This is a genomic window from Frankia sp. AgKG'84/4 (genome assembly GCF_023242965.2).
GTDB lineage: Bacteria > Actinomycetota > Actinomycetes > Frankiales > Frankiaceae > Frankia.
The window spans coordinates 1-14,158 of record NZ_JALKFU020000081.1 but is presented as its reverse complement, the minus strand read 5'-3'; the positions used below and the strand labels follow the sequence as shown (position 1 = coordinate 14,158).

Genomic DNA, 14,158 nt, shown 5'->3' with positions numbered 1-14,158 from the left:
CGTCCGTTAAAGGGGACATTGCCGGGACACCCCCCCCCCACTGAAGGGGTTGTAACAGGGCGCGCGCCGGGGGGGGGGGGGGGGCGGCCCCCCCCCCCCCCCCCCCCCGACCGTGTCACCCGCGTCGGCTCAACCGCGCCACCACGGGCCAGTGATCGCGACGGTCAGACCGTCACCCTGGACGTTGGCGTACAGCCAGCGGCCGTCGGCGGAGAAGGTGGCGCCGGCCCACTCGCTGTCGCTGCCTGCGTTGCGGGCCAGCGGGTACGGGGTGCCGTCGGCGGAGGGGGCGACGAGGTAGTTCTCGCCGTCGCCGTCCTCGCACAGCACGATCCCGCCGAACGGCGAGACGGTGATGTTGTCCGGGCCGTCGAAGCGGCCGCCCGGCTCCAGGCGCAGGACCAGCTCCAGCGTCGAGCGCCTGGGGTCGAACCGCCAGACCTGGCCGGAATGGTCGGTCGCCGCGCCGTCGGACGTCTTCGCGTAGCTGGAGACGATGTAGGCGACCCCGGCCGACCAGAAGATGCCCTCGGCCTTGGGGACGCGGGTGACCTTCGCGTTGTCGATCTGGGCCCGCACCGAGACGGTGGCGGCGTCCGGGTCCGGCACGTCCACCCAGGTCACGCTCAGCTTCGTGCCCAGGTCGCGGATGGCGGATAGATCACGGATGTCCGGCACCTGCAGCGCCTGCAGCTTCCCGCCGGCCCGCAGGCTGCCCGGCCCGCCGAGCGGCCGGCGCGGCTGGAAACGGTAGACGAGGCCGTACGGCTTGGCCGCGTCCTCGGTGAGGTAGAGCGTGCCGGTGCGCGGGTCGACCGTGACCGCCTCATGCGGGAAGCGGCCAAGCGCGGTCAGCGGCACCGGCGCGGAGTCGTGCAGCCGGGCGAACGGGTCGACCTCGAAGACGTAGCCGTGCTTCTTCGTCAGGCCCGCCTCGGTCGCGGGCGTCGCCTCGGTCTCCTCGCAGGACAGCCACGTGTTCCACGGGGTGCCGCCGCCCGCGCAGTTGCGGTAGGTGCCGGCGAGGCTCGGCAGGTGCGCGAGCAGCTTGTCACCGGCGACGGCCAGCGTTGTCGTGCCGCCCGGCGCGGCCGGGTCGTAGGTGAGCGTGGGCCACTGCGGCACCGCCGGGTCCTTGGTGCCCGGCGACAGCTCGTGGTTACGGACCAGCAGGCTGCGTCCCGAGCCGGCCGGGAACGCCCGCATCCCGTCGTGCGACGCGGGTACCGGCGCACCACCGGGCAGCGTGTCCTTGCCCGCCCGGGAGAACACGGCGTAGCGGAAGCCCTTCGGCAGGTCGATGACTCCCTTGGGGTCGGCGACGAGCTCCCCGTAACCCTTGAACGCCGTGGGGGTGGCGGCGTTCGCGGTCCCGGCGAACACGGCGTCCACCGATCCGGCCAGCGCGAATCCCAGCCCGACGGTCCCCGCCCCGGCCAGCATCTGACGACGGTTCACAGACATGCGTCTCCTCCTCCGGTACCGCGTCCCACGGCACCGAAGCGAACGCTCACAGCTCCAGATGACCAGGGATCAACATCGCCGCGAACGTCAGTACACGCACAGCCGACCGATCGTCTTCCGTGCATACGGAGTCGGACCGTACGCTTCCGCAGGGCACGCCGACAGCTGGGCTGTATGTCATCCGATCCCGGCGCCAGAAGGCCGGCAGCGATCGGCCTACTCGGTATCGATCTCCGTCGCGCTGTCGATTTCCTCAGCCGGGCGAAGGCCCTGCCGGCGCATGAACTCCCGCTCCCGCTGCGCCAGATACCGGGCCCTGCTGTGGATGAAGCCCCTACCGTCGCCGGCACGCAGCATCTCCAACGCCTCCAACGGGATGCCATGACTAGCCAGAACCCGATCGGCCACTTCCGGCTCCAGGCTCAGCAGCGCACTGCGCACCGACCGGCCAGGTGGCGTCGGTAGGATGAGGCGGTTGGCCGGACTCTGCTCGGCACGTTCGTTCAGATTTGAGGTGACGACGTGGCGATACGCTTTTGTGTCTACGTTAACGAGTATGTCAATTGGGTTGAAACTCCGGCCGCCAACATCGAGGCGAGCGGGGAACTCCTGAAGCTCCCAGAGCAGCAGTGTCCGAACCCGGGCGCTACGGGTGTCGAAACGGTCCGGAAAGGGCCGCGCGTCCTCGTCGGCACCATGCGGGTCCCGGCCACCGTGCGCGAACTCCTTCATGGCAGCGAGATAAATCTTGACCTGAGTCGAGTTGGCACTTGCAAAAAATCCGGACCACGAGGTCGACCAGAACCACCGCACGAGAACCGATCGCTGACGCTCATCGGGCTCGGGGCATTCATTGAAGAACACAGTCAGCAGGAGAATCTGGATGCTGTAGGGCACGAGTCGGGCATGCGGCACCCCGACATCGCCACGAAGAAAATCGACAGCCAGGCCCATCGCGGCCTCGGCCAGCCCCACAGCGATGGCAAGAAGCCCCTTCATGCGAGCAGCAAGACTTCCCCATCGGACCGTCTGGACGTCTTCCTCACCTGACACAGCCAGCACCGCACGGAACACGGTGCTGGAAGATATGTCAGAAAATCCTCGGTCGCCGAGATTCTCCAACAGCAACGAGATGCGATCACCGAGACTTTCCTCGATGCCCTGGTCGTAGGTCAGCGCCGATACCATCTGCTGCGGCGTGATCACACTTCCCTTGCTGTTCAGTCGGGAGAAGACCTCGACCGCCTGCTCCATCGTTCCGCCCTCAAGAGTGATGACGGCGAATCGGTACGACTTGATACGCTGCGAAACCTGCTCGGCTTCGTCGATCATTTCGCCAGCTCGGCGCGATCCCACGATCGGCTCTATTTCAGCCTGGAGCCCGCGAGCAAATGCGAGGAAATCAAGCGTACGCATCACCGAATGCATGGGGAGAAGGTCCGCCGGTACGGGATCCTTTTTCCAGTGGCGATAGCGGTTCCGCCGCCGTTCGGTCTCTCCGCCGGGGCCGTCCGCCAGCTCCCGAAAAACATGCCAGATCCAGCCGTCACCGCGCCTGTCTGGCGCAGCGTCTGGACCACTCAGGGTGCCAAAAAGCGTGGAAAGCCGCTGATGGCCGTCAAGAACGTAGGCCGTTGGCACTCCCGGCGGAGGAGCTGGAACCGCGATACCGCCCACCCGGTCCAGACTCGGAAGCGCGAGATCCGTCTGCCAGACGAGGAGGCTGCCGACCGGATAACCCCGCTCCAGGCTATCGAAAAGCTCGAGCATCTGGTCGGGTCGCCAGACGAACGGACGCTGGAAGCGAGGTATCCGCCAGCTGCCACTTGCTATCCGGTTTAGGACATCTCCGAGGAGCTGGACCTCTGGCTTCACTGTCATCTCGACCGAGCCCGGGATGATCTTCACTACAACACCTCATCGATCATCGCCAGAAGCCTCTCAAGCTCGGGCTGGACATCAGGGCCAAGATCAGCAAAGTCCGCTATGCCAAGCGGTGGAGGACCACTCAGGCAGTTCATGACCTTAGGACCGAACCCGCGACCCAACTCCTGGAGGTCAGCGGCGCTCAGGGTACCGAACAGGGGCAGCTGCTCATCTCTGATGATAATGCGCTTCTTCCTCGAGTCGAAGAAGCCGGCCTTCATGTCGAAGACTCCACGCTGGTCAGAGGTCAGCCGCGCGACCGCAGCGGCCACCACGGAGTGATGACCACCGTCCATCACCCTGGACAGCGCCGCGGGTGGAATGTAGTTCTCCGCCTCCCGAAACTCAAGCACGTGAATCGCAATACCGTGCGCAGAAATCTCCCCGGCATGATCATGCTGGCTGGTTCGAGCACTGGGAACCCGTCGATCACTGTCGAGGACGCCACAGAGACGTACAACTTCGACATATTCACGAGCAGCCTCCATGGCGGTCTTCCTGAACATCGCGCCACCTCCCCCCGCATGCCGGAAGAGAAGCCATCCCCGCTCGAGCGCGTCGATGAGATCGACCCGGCCGAAGGCCCGGAACACGGCGCGGAGCAGCAGACCATCCGACTCCTGGTTCTCCAGGATCACCAGCGCGGGTCGGAGGAGATCTGCCACCATAGCGCGCGCCGCAGTCGCTGTGATCGTCGGCCGATTGTCCTGACCCCGCGACCGGTACACGCCGGCCGTGACACTTTTCTCGGTGAGCTGGCGATAAGCCTGGGCTCTCGTTGGCGCATGACGCCCGAAGTAGTCAGCGGCGCGTTCCGCACTGAGGGGATCAACATCCCAGAGATGACGTCCCTCGATCACCATGGCCATGAAGGCGATCAACGTCTCGAACAACTCGTCATCGAGGAAGACGTCCGGGTCGGACAGGATTCGCACGTGGTCAGGTCCGCTCGTTCTGCGCAGCGGCAAGCGCGCGCACCTCCTGGTAGTCTTCCGAGAAGACACCGTCCGGCCAGTTCGCCACATTCCCCAGGTCGTCCAGCTCGATACGGTGGAGATCTGCGGACTGGCCATTGTGTTCGACATAGTACAGCGCGATCTGGTCTGGCGAAATCTTGCCCTGAGCCACCCGGCGGCGCAGCCGAAGTACGAACGTCTCGCTGTGCGTCTCGATGAGGAACCGGCAGCGATTGTCGGCGGATCCAGCCAGGTACAGGTCAGCCAGTGCCGCGTGCGCCGCAGGATGCAGGTGGAGCTCGGGCTGCTCCACCACTTCGAGGACAGGCCGGGACCGTCCCGAAGAAAGGCTGTCGATGGTCCGCTGCACAAGAATGGGCAGCACCTGGGCCACTCCTGTACCCGTGTCGGCCAAATTGACCTGCACACCCGGGTCTGCGTTCGAGGTCAGCACCAGCGAGAACAGGTTGCTACGCTGGTCCACGGCAAGCGACCAGCCGGGCAGCTCCTGGCGAAGATAGTCGTTGACGGCGGCGAGCAGGTGGCCATTGCCACGAGCGACATCATCCGCCAGGATCAGCGGCGCCTTCTCGCCGAGCACGCCCGCGACCTGGGGTGAGCGCGTCGGCATGCGATAGTACCTTGCCGGCCGCTCACGGAAAGGGCCTACATATCTGATCGACGGATACAGCTGTCGCACTTCTTCGAGATAGGAAAGCCAGAGATGACCATTGAGCGAATCACGCGGGCGGGGTAGGATCCCACGGAAGGCAACATCGCTCATTACGGGACCCCAGGGTTCCGGACCAGTGAACCGCCAGGTCGGATTTCGGGGATCGTCGATGTTCCATGTCCACGAGATGTCCAGATCTCGTCCGGGCACGGTCAGGTGGAAGTCGCTCACTACCTGCAGCTGAACCTCGTCGATATTTTGAATACCCGCTTTTATCTCAAACGCGCCGAGTTCGGCGGTATCGAAGTGGAGACCGAACGTCACCTTGCCGTGCGGTCGCTGGCCGAAAATGAGATCCGTAAAGCCCCCGGCGATCTCAAAATCAAGAGCATCTGGTTCCAGGGGCGCCGGTGATCCGGTGCGCAGCCCGGTCTCCAGAAGTGCGGGCAGCCGGGCAAGCGCGCTCTTGCCGGAGTTGTTCCGGCCGAGCAGGACCGTCACCGGACGCAGTTCAAGCGTCTGGCCGCGATCGAAGCACTTGTACCTCTCCACCGTGAGTGCGACGAGCGACATGTCACAAGCCTAGCGGTGCTTCCCGTGGCCTCCGTTACGATCACGTACAAGATCGGCGTTGAGCAACCGATCGCCGCCGATCATCCGTGGCACACCCGGCACGCAGGTCGCATCCCGCTCGACCACCCGGCGGGTCGGGGCGATGAGGCCGCAGGCGGCGGGTGCTGGTACGAAGCCGTCGATGGCATGTGATCGCATTTTCGCTCATCAGGTTATGAGACGGCTGGTGTGACCTGCGTTGACCAGGTCCCGGTAGGCATGGTGCACGTCGTCGGGCACGGGCTGGGCGATGGCAAAGCCGCGGTCGGCGTAGAGCCAGATACGTTGGGTGTCGCCGGCGAGCATGGCCATGACGCGGTGGGCGTCGCCGATGCCGGTGACGTAGTCGTCGAGGCTCATGGGGTGGGACGCGCACTGGACGGTGACCTCAGGCCACAGTTTTCGGCAGGTGGCGTAGGCGCGGCGTTGCTGGTAGGGCCGCGAGATCAGGGTGATGGACGTCAGGGTGAGGCCGTGGGCGGCGAGGAGATCTCGGGTCCGGGTGATGTTCTCGCCGGTGTTGCGGGCGGTCGGTTCGACGAGGATGGCCGAGTCGGGAACGTCGAGGGTGAGCGCGTGTTCGCGGTAGTGAACGGCTTCGCCGCGCGGGAATCGTTCGACGGTGGTCGGCGCGTTCGCGCCGGTGAACACGATCCTGGGAAACAGGGCGCGGTGATACAGGTCAGCCGTGCAGGTGGCCACGCCGAGGTCATGGCTGCCGAGGCCCACGCCGACGTCGGTGGGACCCAGGTCGTGGTGCATGTCGTGATAACTCCAGAGCACCTCGACCGCGCCGCGCAGTTCCGTGGGGATGGCGGCGACAGCGGTCATGCCAGGTCGCCGGAGTCGGGTATCGGGAACCGGTAGCTCCAGGCGAACTGGGAGGCCGCGTGGACGCCGATCGCGTACTCCACCGGTGTGCCATCGGCGGTGAAGGTCGTCCGGTGCAGTTCGACGATGGGTTCGCCGGGCGGGAGATCGAGCGTCGTCGCCTCGTCCGGAGTCGGCATCCGGGCGCCGAGTGTTTCCTCGACCGCGTCGGGTTCCAGGCCCCGCTCGTAGAGGACACGGAAGCCACCTCCCGGTCCGGCGGGGCCGGGACTGTCGTCAGTCAGGCGCGTGCCCCCGACGTGATCTGGCCGGTAGTAGCTGGTCAGCGTGTGGGTCGGTCTGTCCTGGTCACGGACGATGCGGGCGCGTTCGTAGACCTCGCTGTCCGGGGCGACCCCCAGCGCTTCGGCGACGTCGTCCGACGCGGGGACTCGTCGGACGGTCTGCGTCTGGTCGCCCGGCGCCCAGGCGCGACCGGAAGCGACCCGGTCGGCGGCGAAGGCGACCAGATCGGCATTACGCCACTTGGCCTTGTCGTACCGGTCGATTCCCAGCCGCCGCAGCGGCGGCCTGGACCGGACGTACACCCCGGCGCCCGTACGACCGCTGACCAGCCCCTCCTCCTTGAGGCGGGTGACGGCGAGCCGCGCGGTTTCGGACGCGACGCCATACTGCCGCGCCAGCTCGGCGGTGGACGGCAGCGCCGCGTCCGGGCCCAGGCGTCCCGACGTGATCTCCTCGCGAAGATCGACCCAGATCCGGTCAGAAGCTCCGCGCCTACCGCTCATCAGGCGAGTGTAAGTCCTTCCTAGGAAGCTCTTGACCTACCCCGCAACGCGAGGCAGCCTGGAACCTACCTAGGAAGGTGGACGTCGAGCGGACGCGAAGCCCGGCGGACGGTCGGCATCTCGAAAGTGGGCTGGGTTGTGACCAGGTGCGGGGAAGGGGCGGATGCCGACACGCCGGGTGGCGGGGTGTCGTTCGCGCCGGGGGTGCAGTGGGGAGTCGCGACGTTCGGTCCGGAGCGGCGGCTGGAGGGACTGATCGGCCCGTTCGCCACTCCCTCGGCCGCGGAAGGACACGCCCGAGACAGGCGCCTTCGGGACTGGCTGGTGGCCCCGATGCTGTGCGTGCACAGCCCGCAGTGACGTGATCGGCAGGTAGGCGCTCCCGACTTCGAGCAGTCATCAGAACGGTCGTTGGCGGGCGTCCCGGCGATCTTGCTGGTGGAGGTGTCACCTCGGCCGGGCACGGCCGCAAGCCCGGTCAGGGCGAGGACAGGCCCGATGCGGGTTGCTCGGAGGTGCCGATGTCGAGTAGGTCGGTGATGGCTGTCGGATCCGGGGCGTTCGGCGTGGCGGCGGCCAGACCCGGGGGGCAGTCGGCGTCCGCGGCTGGCGCTCCGGGGGCGATGGGGCCGCGTAGGAGGCGGGTGCCGACGGGGAGGTTGCCGGCGGCGGCGGTGTCGCGCAGGTACTCCCACAGGGCGCGTTGGAGTTCGACGGCGGCGCGGGTGGGTTCGACGTCGCGGCGGCGTGCCAGGCCGATGGTGCGTTGCAGGCCGGGGGGCACGAACGGGGTGACGCGCATGCCGAGGCGACGGGCGACCATGCTCGGGATGACCGCGGAGCCGAGGCCGGCGGCGACGAAGCCGAGGACGGCGTCCATCTCGCCGCCTTCGATGGCGAACGTCGGGTCGAAGCCGGCTTCGCGGCAGGCGGCGACGGTGGCGTCGCGCAGCTCGTAGCCGCGGCGGAACATCACCAGCGGGTGGCTGCGCAGGTCACCGACTTCCAGGTGGCGGCCGGTGACCAGCGGCGGTTCGTCCCGGGACGAGACGAGCACCAGGCTTTCCCGCAGCAGCGCAGAGGTGGCCAGTGCCGGGTCGGAACTCTGCAACGGCAGGATGATCAGGGCCAGGTCGAGGCCGCCGGCGGCGAGGTCGCGGACGAGGTCGCGGGAGCCGCCCTCCTCGACGAGCAGCCGGATGCCGGGGTAGCGCTGGTGAAACAGCCGCAGCACGTCGGGCAGGAAGCCGGTGAGCATGCTGGGCGTGGCGCCCAGGCGGACGGTGCCGTGGCGCAGGTCGAGCAGCTCGGTGACGCGCTGGCGTGCCGTCTCCGTGTCCGCGAGGATACGGCGAGCGAGAGGCAGCAGGGTCTCGCCGGCGGCGGTGAGGCTGATGTTGCCGCGGGCGCGGTTGAACAGTGGTGCTCCCAACTCCTGTTCGAGCGCCCGAACCTGTTGGGACAATGAGGGTTGCGCCACATGCATCCGCTGCGCGGCCCGGGTGAAATGCCGGGTCTCCGCGACAGCGACGAAATAGGCGAGCTGGTGGAGCTGCACCTGGCCTAGCGTAGACCTCCATAGCGTTGGGCTATGGACTCGAGCTTTATCATGTCTTGGACCTCTGGACGGCGCGGCTCTAGGGTGCGGGCGTGGCTGTATCAACCCCGACGCGATCGGCTCCCGCCAAGCGGCCTCCGCGGCCCGTGCGGTCCTCCTTCGCCCCGTTGAACTTCTGGCGTTCAACGATCGGCAAGAAGGCCGTGATGGCCGTCACCGGTCTGCTCATGTTGCTGTTCCTGATCGTTCACATGCTCGGGAACCTGAAGATCTTCTACGGCCGTACCGAGTTTGATCACTATGCCGGCTGGCTGCGCACGATCGGGGAACCGGTCCTGCACGGAGCCTGGTATTTGTGGATCCAGCGGTTCGTTCTGGTGCTCGCGGTGGTACTCCACGCGACCTCGGCGTACCAGCTCAGCCGGCGCGATCAGAAGGCCCGGCCGACGAAGTACTCGCACCACCAGCGGCCCAAGGCCAACTACGCAACGCATGTGATGCGTTACGGCGGCATCACCCTCGGGCTTTTCATCATTTATCACATCCTTGACTTCACCACCCTCACGCTGAACCGGCACGGGGTCGAGGGCGCCGCCTACGACAATGTGGTGTCGAGTTTCAGTGTGTGGTGGGTCACGGCGATCTACATCCTCGCCATGATCTCCCTGGGACTGCACATCCAGCACGGTTTCTGGAGCGCCGCCCAGACAATCGGGGCGAACCGGCCAAGCCGTGACCGCCTCTTCCGCAACGTAGCGACCGGACTCGCCGTCTTTCTCACTGCGGGATTCCTGGTCGTTCCGATCGCGGTCCTCGCCGGGCTTGTGGACTGAGAACGAAGAAGGCTGACATGACGTTCTACACGCTCGGCGACGACATCGCCGACACCACCGCGCCCGACGTCCCGATCGAGCAGCGCTGGGACCGGCGCCGCTTCGATGCCAAGCTCGTCAACCCGGCGAACCGCCGCCGGCACTCCGTCATCGTCGTCGGCACGGGACTCGCCGGCGGGGCGGCCGGGGCGACGCTGGCCGAGCAGGGCTACCGCGTCATCCAGTTCTGCTACCAGGACTCGCCGCGGCGCGCGCACTCCATCGCCGCGCAGGGCGGCATCAATGCCGCGAAGAACTACCGCAACGACGGTGACTCGGTCTACCGGCTGTTCTACGACACGGTGAAGGGCGGCGACTTCCGTGCCCGGGAGTCGAACGTCTACCGGCTGGCGCAGACCTCGACGCAGATCATCGACCAGTGCGTCGCGCAGGGCGTGCCGTTCGCCCGCGAGTACGGCGGCCTGCTCGACACCCGCTCGTTCGGCGGCGTGCAGGTCGCCCGGACGTTCTACGCCCGTGGTCAGACGGGTCAGCAGCTGCTGATCGGCGCCTACCAGGCGCTGTCGCGCCAGATCGACGCCGGCAACATCGAGATGCACGAGCGCACCGAGATGCTCGACCTGATCGTGATCGACGGCCGCGCCCGCGGCATCGTCGCCCGCGACCTGGTCACCGGGCAGATCTCGACGTACATCGCCGACGCGGTCGTGCTCGCCACCGGCGGCTACGGCAACGTGTTCTACCTGTCGACGAACGCGAAGAACTCCAACGCGAGCGCGATCTGGCGGGCCCACCGGCGCGGCGCGTACTTCGCCAATCCGTGCTACACGCAGATTCACCCCACGTGTATCCCGCGGTCCGGCGACTACCAGTCGAAGCTCACCCTGATGAGTGAGTCGCTGCGTAACGACGGCCGGATCTGGGTGCCGAAGAACGCCGGCGACACGCGCTCCCCGGACCAGATTCCCGAGGCTGAGCGCGACTACTACCTCGAGCGCATCTACCCGGGCTTCGGCAACCTGGTCCCCCGCGACATCGCCTCGCGTGCCGCGAAGAACCAGTGCGACCTGGGCCGCGGCGTCGGCCCCGGTGGCCTGGGCGTCTACCTCGACTTCGCCGACGCCATCCGGCGTCTCGGCGAGGACCAGGTCCGTGAGAAGTACGGCAACCTGTTCGAGATGTACGACCGGATCACCGGCGAGGACCCGTACAAGGTCCCGATGCGGATCTACCCCGCCGTCCATTACACGATGGGCGGCCTGTGGGTGGACTACGACCTGCAGAGCACCATTCCGGGTTGTTTCGTCGTCGGCGAGGCGAACTTCTCCGACCACGGCGCGAACCGGCTCGGCGCGAGCGCGCTCATGCAGGGCCTCGCCGACGGCTACTTCGTGCTGCCGCCGATGCTCGGCAACTACATCGCCACGAACAAGTTCGAGACGATCGACGAGAGCCACCCGGCGGTCGTCGACACCGTCAACGAGGCGACCGGCCGGCTGACCAAGCTCCTGTCGATCAACGGCGACCGCACCGTGGACTCGTTCCACCGCGAGCTCGGCGAGATCATGTGGGACGAGTGCGGCATGGCCCGCAGCGAGGACGGCCTGCGCAAGGCGCTGGGCCGGCTGCCGGAACTGCGCGCGGAGTTCTGGCGCTCGGTGAAGGTGCCGGGCAGCGGCGACAACGTCAACCAGAGCCTCGAGCGGGCGAACCGGGTCTCGGACTTCCTCGAGCTCGGCGAGCTCATGTGCGTCGACGCGCTGCACCGCGAGGAGTCCTGCGGCGGCCACTTCCGGGTCGAGAGCCAGACCCCGGACGGCGAGGCGCGCCGCGACGACGACCGGTTCGCCTACGCCGGCGCGTGGGAGTTCGGCGGCACCGACCAGGCGCCGGTCCTGCACCGCGAGCCGCTGGAGTTCGACTACGTCCACCTCGCCCAGCGCAACTACGCCTGAGGCGGGAGCAGTACACATGATCAGTCCAGCTCTATCCGACCGCGACAGCGCAAGGAGCGGAACGTGAAGCTCACCCTGCGGATCTGGCGCCAGGCCGGCCCGGCCGAACCCGGCCGCATGGTGGCCTACGAGGTGCCCGACGCCAACCCGGACATGTCCTTCCTCGAACTGCTCGACGTGCTCAACGAGCGGCTCACCCTCGAGGGCGACGACCCGGTGACGTTCGACCACGACTGTCGGGAGGGCATCTGCGGTGCCTGCGGCGTGGTCATCAACGGCCAGGCCCACGGCCCGCGCGAGCGGACCACCACCTGCCAGCTGCACGTCCGCTCGTTCGCCGACGGCGACGTGATCGACGTCGAGCCGTGGCGCTCGGTCGCCTTCGGGGTCGTCAAGGACCTGATGGTCGACCGCTCCGGCCTCGACCGGATCATCCAGGCCGGTGGCTACATCAGCGCGCCGACCGGTAGCGCCCCCGAGGCGCACTCCACCCCGGTGCCGAAGCCGGTCGCGGACACCGCGTTCGACAACGCCACCTGCATCGGCTGCGGGGCCTGTATCGCGGCCTGCCCGAACGGCTCCGCGATGCTGTTCACCTCGGCGAAGGTGACGCACCTCAACCTGCTGCCGCAGGGCGGCCCCGAGCGGGCCGAGCGGGTGCTCAACCTCGTCGAGGCGATGGACGCCGAGGGCTTCGGCGGCTGCACGAACAGCGGCGAGTGCACGGTGGCGTGCCCCAAGGGCATCCCGCTGGACAGCATCGCCACGCTCAACCGCGAGTACCTGCGCGCCTCCCTCGGGCGCAAGTAGTCGCCGGCCGCCCCAGCGAGGCAGTGGCCGCGCTGGGGCGGCCACGCCTGCCCGGCACGGGTCCCGTTCACCGAGCCCCACCGGGCGGGTGCGGACCGCCGGCCGGGGGCCCGCGGCGATGAACCGGCATCCCGCCCCTAACGGGCGCACACTGACGTAGGTGAGCGGGCAGACGCGGGGTGTCCCCGACCAGGTGGCCGTGGTCGGCGGTGGAATGGTCGGTCTGTCCGTCGCCTGGTTCCTGCAGGAGCACGGCGTCTCGGTGACCGTGTTCGACCGGGATGAGCTGACCGCCGGGCCGGCCCCGACGGGCCCCGGCTCCTCCTGGGGCAACGCCGGCTGGCTGACCCCCGGTCTCGCCACCCCGCTGCCCGACCCGGCCGTGCTGCGTTACGGGCTGCGAGTCCTCTGGCGGGCCGACTCGCCGATTTTCCTCCCGCCCGTCGCCGACACGCAGCTCGCGCGGTTCGTCGCTGGTTTCGTCCGGCACAGCACCCACCGGCACTGGCAGCACGCCATGCGCGCCCTCGCCCCTCTCACCCGCGCGTCGCTGGCCGCCTTCGACGCGCTCGCCGCCGGCGGCGTGGCCGCCGCCCCCACGCCCGCCGCGCCGTTCCTCGCCGCCTACCAGCGCCGCGCCGACCTCGACGCCCTGCTCACCGAACTCGACGGGGTGCGGGCGGCCGGCCAGCCCGTCGAGGCCGACGTCCTCGACGCGGACGTCGCCCGGCGGGCGGAACCGTTGCTCGGCGAACGGGTCCGGCACGTCCTGTCCGTGCACGGCCAGCGCTTCTGCGATCCCGGGCGGCTCGTCGCCGCGCTCGCCGACGCCGTGCGGGACCGCGGCGGGATCGTCCACGAGTCCGCCCCGGTCGACGGCCTGCGGCCGGTGGGCGACCGGGTGGAGGTGCTCGGCCGGGCCCCCGCCGGCGAGGACTACGCGGCGGTGGTGCTCGCCACCGGGGCGTGGCTGCCGCGACTGGCCCGGCAGTTCGGAGTCCGCCTGCCCGTGCAGGCCGGCCGCGGGTACAGCTTCCGGGTCGCGACCGGCCGTCCGCCGGGCGGGCCGATCTACTTCCCCGCCTCCCGGGTGGCCTGCACGCCCCTCGCCGGCGGGCTGCGCGTCGCCGGCATGATGGAGTTCCGCTGGCCGGACGCCCCGCCGGACCCGCGCCGGATCCGGGCCGTCGTCGAGGCGACCCGCGGCCTGCTCCACGGCGTCGACCTCGAGCGCCGCGCGGACGAGTGGGTGGGGCCGCGGCCCTGCACGCCAGACGGCCTGCCGTTGATCGGTCGGACCAGCTCGGAGCGGGTGTTCGTCGCCGGCGGGCACGGCATGTGGGGCATCACGCTGGGACCGGTCACCGGGCGGCTGCTCGCCGAGACCGTCGTCACCGGTGCCCAGCTCCCCGAGCTCGCGCCATTCGACCCGTTGCGCTGACCGCCAGGGCGACCGCCCGGACCTCGGCCCCGGCCCGGACACGGCGATGGCCGCCCCCACGCGGGATGGGGACGGCCGCCGCGGTCATCGCCTCAGCTGTGCTTCGCGAGGTGACCGCGGTGCTGGGCATCGGTCACGCTAGTCGCGCTGGTGGTGCTGAGCGGTGCCTGGTGGTGCTGAGCGGTGCCTGGTGGTGCTGAGCGGTGCCTGGTGGTGGGGGGGGGGGGGGGGGGGGGGGGGGGGGGGGGGGGGGGGGGGGCGGCGGGCGGGGGGGGGGGGGGCCCCCCGGCGCGCCCCCCGTCTGCGCCGGG

At 68.7% G+C, this 14,158-nt stretch carries 14 protein-coding genes; 5 read left to right on the top strand and 9 right to left on the bottom strand.

Annotated elements, in window-relative coordinates; translation table 11 throughout:
• Positions 1-129: 129 nt before the first annotated feature.
• The 7 genes from MXD58_RS08220 to MXD58_RS08190 all read right to left on the bottom strand — a co-directional run bounded on the left by MXD58_RS08220 (position 130) and on the right by MXD58_RS08190 (position 7,250).
• Entirely contained in the window at positions 130-1,464 is a 1,335-nt protein-coding gene (locus MXD58_RS08220; RefSeq protein ID WP_248838347.1) for an alkaline phosphatase PhoX, read from the bottom strand.
• A 216-nt stretch (positions 1,465-1,680) separates the two neighbouring features.
• On the bottom strand, positions 1,681-3,372 hold the full coding sequence (locus MXD58_RS08215; protein WP_248838346.1) for a DUF262 domain-containing protein: 1,692 nt from the start codon (positions 3,370-3,372) through the stop codon (positions 1,681-1,683).
• A complete protein-coding gene (locus MXD58_RS08210; RefSeq protein ID WP_248838345.1) occupies positions 3,372-4,325 on the bottom strand; it encodes a hypothetical protein in 954 nt (317 codons plus the stop codon). The genes MXD58_RS08215 and MXD58_RS08210 overlap by 1 nt, the downstream gene beginning before the upstream one ends.
• A 4-nt stretch (positions 4,326-4,329) precedes the next feature.
• Complete coding sequence (locus MXD58_RS08205; RefSeq protein WP_248838344.1) at positions 4,330-5,592, bottom strand: AAA family ATPase; 1,263 nt, start codon at positions 5,590-5,592, stop codon at positions 4,330-4,332.
• Between the two features lie 9 nt (positions 5,593-5,601).
• Positions 5,602-5,790, bottom strand: coding sequence for a hypothetical protein (locus tag MXD58_RS08200; RefSeq protein ID WP_250609162.1), 189 nt, complete (start codon positions 5,788-5,790; stop codon positions 5,602-5,604).
• A 9-nt stretch (positions 5,791-5,799) separates the two neighbouring features.
• Complete coding sequence (locus MXD58_RS08195; protein WP_248838343.1) at positions 5,800-6,462, bottom strand: YdcF family protein; 663 nt, start codon at positions 6,460-6,462, stop codon at positions 5,800-5,802.
• The gene (locus tag MXD58_RS08190; RefSeq protein WP_248838342.1) at positions 6,459-7,250 is read right to left on the bottom strand and encodes a GntR family transcriptional regulator; all 792 of its coding nucleotides are present in this window, start codon (positions 7,248-7,250) and stop codon (positions 6,459-6,461) included. Before MXD58_RS08190 ends, MXD58_RS08195 begins: the two co-directional genes overlap by 4 nt.
• A gap of 186 nt (positions 7,251-7,436) precedes the next feature.
• Here MXD58_RS08190 and MXD58_RS08185 point away from each other — a divergent pair, with 186 nt between their 5' ends.
• Entirely contained in the window at positions 7,437-7,610 is a 174-nt protein-coding gene (locus tag MXD58_RS08185; RefSeq protein ID WP_248838341.1) for a hypothetical protein, read from the top strand.
• Positions 7,611-7,728: 118 nt separating this feature from the next.
• Here the strand turns inward: MXD58_RS08185 and MXD58_RS08180 are convergent, their stop codons facing one another.
• Positions 7,729-8,808, bottom strand: coding sequence for a LysR family transcriptional regulator (locus MXD58_RS08180; protein WP_248838340.1), 1,080 nt, complete (start codon positions 8,806-8,808; stop codon positions 7,729-7,731).
• Positions 8,809-8,975: 167 nt separating this feature from the next.
• Here MXD58_RS08180 and MXD58_RS08175 point away from each other — a divergent pair, with 167 nt between their 5' ends.
• The 4 genes from MXD58_RS08175 to MXD58_RS08160 all read left to right on the top strand — a co-directional run bounded on the left by MXD58_RS08175 (position 8,976) and on the right by MXD58_RS08160 (position 13,847).
• Positions 8,976-9,641 (top strand): succinate dehydrogenase cytochrome b subunit, encoded by a 666-nt coding sequence (locus MXD58_RS08175; RefSeq protein ID WP_284678046.1) that lies wholly within the window; start codon positions 8,976-8,978, stop codon positions 9,639-9,641.
• A gap of 17 nt (positions 9,642-9,658) precedes the next feature.
• Positions 9,659-11,596 carry a fumarate reductase/succinate dehydrogenase flavoprotein subunit gene (locus tag MXD58_RS08170; RefSeq protein WP_248838339.1) on the top strand — a complete coding sequence of 646 codons (1,938 nt, stop codon included), beginning with the start codon at positions 9,659-9,661 and terminating at the stop codon, positions 11,594-11,596.
• 63 nt (positions 11,597-11,659) lie between these two features.
• Positions 11,660-12,406 (top strand): succinate dehydrogenase/fumarate reductase iron-sulfur subunit, encoded by a 747-nt coding sequence (locus tag MXD58_RS08165; RefSeq protein WP_248838338.1) that lies wholly within the window; start codon positions 11,660-11,662, stop codon positions 12,404-12,406.
• 160 nt (positions 12,407-12,566) lie between these two features.
• A complete protein-coding gene (locus tag MXD58_RS08160) occupies positions 12,567-13,847 on the top strand; it encodes an NAD(P)/FAD-dependent oxidoreductase (RefSeq protein WP_248838337.1) in 1,281 nt (426 codons plus the stop codon).
• Positions 13,848-13,939: 92 nt separating this feature from the next.
• Here the strand turns inward: MXD58_RS08160 and MXD58_RS08155 are convergent.
• Positions 13,940-14,158 (bottom strand): hypothetical protein (locus MXD58_RS08155; protein ID WP_250609161.1); only part of this gene is annotated, 219 nt, incomplete at its 5' end.

Coding starts and splice junctions, on each gene's coding strand:
- MXD58_RS08220 (WP_248838347.1), bottom strand. CDS start 1,464: ATGTCTGTGAACCGTCGTCAGATGCTGGCCGGGGCGGGGACCGTCGGG.
- MXD58_RS08205 (WP_248838344.1), bottom strand. CDS start 5,592: ATGTCGCTCGTCGCACTCACGGTGGAGAGGTACAAGTGCTTCGATCGC.
- MXD58_RS08200 (WP_250609162.1), bottom strand. CDS start 5,790: ATGCGATCACATGCCATCGACGGCTTCGTACCAGCACCCGCCGCCTGC.
- MXD58_RS08195 (WP_248838343.1), bottom strand. CDS start 6,462: ATGACCGCTGTCGCCGCCATCCCCACGGAACTGCGCGGCGCGGTCGAG.
- MXD58_RS08190 (WP_248838342.1), bottom strand. CDS start 7,250: ATGAGCGGTAGGCGCGGAGCTTCTGACCGGATCTGGGTCGATCTTCGC.
- MXD58_RS08170 (WP_248838339.1), top strand. CDS start 9,659: ATGACGTTCTACACGCTCGGCGACGACATCGCCGACACCACCGCGCCC.